Annotated in this window: 4 protein-coding genes; 3 read left to right on the top strand and 1 reads right to left on the bottom strand. The window is 61.8% G+C overall.

Features of this window, described 5'->3' with window-relative positions; translation table 11 throughout:
• Positions 1 to 89: 89 nt before the first annotated feature.
• Both KDH09_04200 and KDH09_04205 read left to right on the top strand, forming a co-directional pair.
• Positions 90 to 389 (top strand): nucleotidyltransferase family protein, encoded by a 300-nt coding sequence (locus KDH09_04200; GenBank protein MCB0218872.1) that lies wholly within the window; start codon positions 90 to 92, stop codon positions 387 to 389.
• A complete protein-coding gene (locus KDH09_04205; GenBank protein MCB0218873.1) occupies positions 373 to 702 on the top strand; it encodes a DUF86 domain-containing protein in 330 nt (109 codons plus the stop codon). Before KDH09_04200 ends, KDH09_04205 begins: the two co-directional genes overlap by 17 nt.
• Before the next feature lie 9 nt (positions 703 to 711).
• Here the strand turns inward: KDH09_04205 and KDH09_04210 are convergent, their stop codons facing one another.
• A complete protein-coding gene (locus KDH09_04210) occupies positions 712 to 1,131 on the bottom strand; it encodes a hypothetical protein (GenBank protein MCB0218874.1) in 420 nt (139 codons plus the stop codon).
• 469 nt (positions 1,132 to 1,600) lie between these two features.
• On the opposite strand from KDH09_04210, the gene KDH09_04215 reads away from it, so the two are divergent.
• Positions 1,601 to 2,509: hypothetical protein (locus KDH09_04215; protein ID MCB0218875.1), on the top strand; the 909-nt coding region annotated here is incomplete at its 3' end.

Here is a 2,509-nt window from a genome sequence, read left to right on the forward strand (position 1 = left end):
GAAAAGCGCGTCGCCGAGTTCAAGGAAGGCAGCCGGCTGCTCTTCGAGATAATCTGAGCGCGCCGGATTTTTCTGCTACAATAGGTGCCATGAATCGCTCGAAAGACCATATCCTCAAAGCCCTGCATTCCCATGCGGAGCAAATTCGCCGCCTCGGCGCGCAGTCGCTGGCCCTGTTTGGCTCCACCGCCAGGGGAGAAGCCGCGGCGGGAAGCGATCTCGACTTCCTGGTCGAGCTCTCGCCCAAGACTTTCGATACCTACATGGACGTGAAATTCTACCTCGAAGACTTGTTCGGCACACCCGTCGACCTTGTGCTGCGCGAGAGTGTCAAGCCGGTGCTCCGCGAGACGATCCTGGGCGAGGCGGTTCATGCCGAGGGGCTTTGAACTTTACCTGCGTGACATTCTCGAGGCGATCACCCGGATCGAATCTTACGTCGAGGACGTGGACCAGCGCGGTTTCGCTGCGGACCAGATGCGCGTCGATGCGGTGATCCGCAATCTCGAAGTGATCGGCGAGGCGGCCAAGCATCTGCGCGAATCCGAGCGCGCGCTTGCGCCCGACATCCCCTGGCGGAAAATAGCGGGCCTTCGCAATATTCTTGCCCACGAATATTTCGGCGTTGACCTCGACATCGTTTGGGATGTCATCATCACCCACCTGCCGCCGCTGCGGCGCGCAGTCTCAATCCTGATCTGACCACGCCCCCTAGCCCCCGAAAACCTTCTTCACCAGCGCGGTCTCGCGCTGCTCGTGATGCTGGAGCATGTGGAGACCCCTGCGCAGGATCTCCTTGAGCTTGTCCATGGCTTCGTGGGAGCTGTGGTCGCAGGCCTTTTGCGCCTGGATGAACAGTTCCATCAGCGTGGGGTGTTCATCCTGCAGCGCGGCGAGTTCGTCGCGAGCGCCGGGGTCGCGGCGGCCGACCTCATCGAGGTAGTGGCCGCTCTCTTCGGTGGCGAAGTGGCGTTCGAGTTCGATGCAGAGCGCAACCAGATCCGCGCGCAGCCGGCCACGCACGCTCTGCTCCAGAAGCAGCGTGACTTCCCACTGGGCGACCTTGCCCAGATCCCGCACCAGGATGTTGAGGTCCTGGTGCTCCTTGAGAACGCCCTTTGCGCTGTCCAATGCTTCCCCCGGTCCCCGCCGGTTGAGACCGGGACCGAATATAACACGGGTTTCGAGCCAATCTACGGATTCGTCCCCATTGGTAGGCCGGTTGAGCAGGGCGCACGGTCCTGCGCCGCGGCGCTTTTGGACCGGTCGCTGGTGAGAAAATTGTGCCAATCGTTCAAAAGCCTCTCGATCCCACCCATCAGGTGGACGCCATAACATGCTGTAATCATTGAAATACGTTGCTGATCGCTCAAGCAATGGGACGTGCTGTCCCAAAAAACTTCAACGCGTTTTGTGATGAATGTACTTGAACCCAACTCGCTCTTGGCCTAATTATGGCCGCGATTGCGGCGAGGGATGCGTCCATGCACGCGGATGCCCCACACCGGGGGGCGGGGTCCGCGAAGCAGGGCGCATCTTGAAGTCCGCGGCAAATATCAACCGAGGGAATCCCAACATTTTGGGGAGGAAGAACAAACTCATGAAGAATCGCATCCTTTCAACTCTGGCCATCGTGGCCCTCATCTGCGGCACCGCCGCTTCCTGTAGTGACGACGACGCGGCGGGCCTGACCGCCCAGGGCGTACTCGCCTCGCTCGCTTCCAAGGACGGCAACCTGGGCTTCGTTTCCGGCGTCGCCGGCTTTGTCCCCGGCGTTGCGCCTGCCAGCGTGGAGGTTGAGGATCTGAGCCCCACCGAGGGCGAAGGGGATGACACCATCACCGTTCAGGCCATCGCCTACAACATCAACGTCAGCGCCGAAGTCGAAGGCGCCGCCAAGACGACCGGTGAGCCCGAGGGCGGCAACATCGGCATCCTCGTCATGTTCCGCGGTAACGACATCCTCTACGTCACCGGCGGCAACTTGGAGCCGGGCAGCGGCAATGAGCCCCATGACATCGACGGCACGCCCTATGCCGTTCTGATCGAAAATCTGGCCGAGTATGATGGTCCGGAAGGCGACGCCACCGGCTTCTTCCTGGCCGGCCTCGGCGGTGAGGGCGATGAGGACAGCTGGATTTACGACGGCGATTCCACCGAGCCGACCGAAGTCGTGGACCGCGACATCGTGACCGCCTGCCCGCCCAACAGCCCCGCGGGCACCTGGACCGGAACCGGCCTGACCTACAGCGTCTTCGCGACCACCGCGACCGCCGAAGGCATTGAATTTGAGATCGGTCTCGATGAGCAGAACCTCATGGAGACCGGCGAAGGCATCACAGGCCACCGCGTTCTGGTCACCCCGATGGGCGGCGTCGACGTCCCCGTTGTCAACGTGGACATCTCCTACACCTTCGACTGTGAGTTCACCCCGGCGGAAATCGCGCGCCGGCGGCTGCGCAATGTCTGTCTCGCATATCTGGTCGACACCGGCGAGCAGGACTGGATC

The organism is Chrysiogenia bacterium (assembly GCA_020434085.1).
Taxonomy (GTDB): domain Bacteria; phylum JAGRBM01; class JAGRBM01; order JAGRBM01; family JAGRBM01; genus JAGRBM01.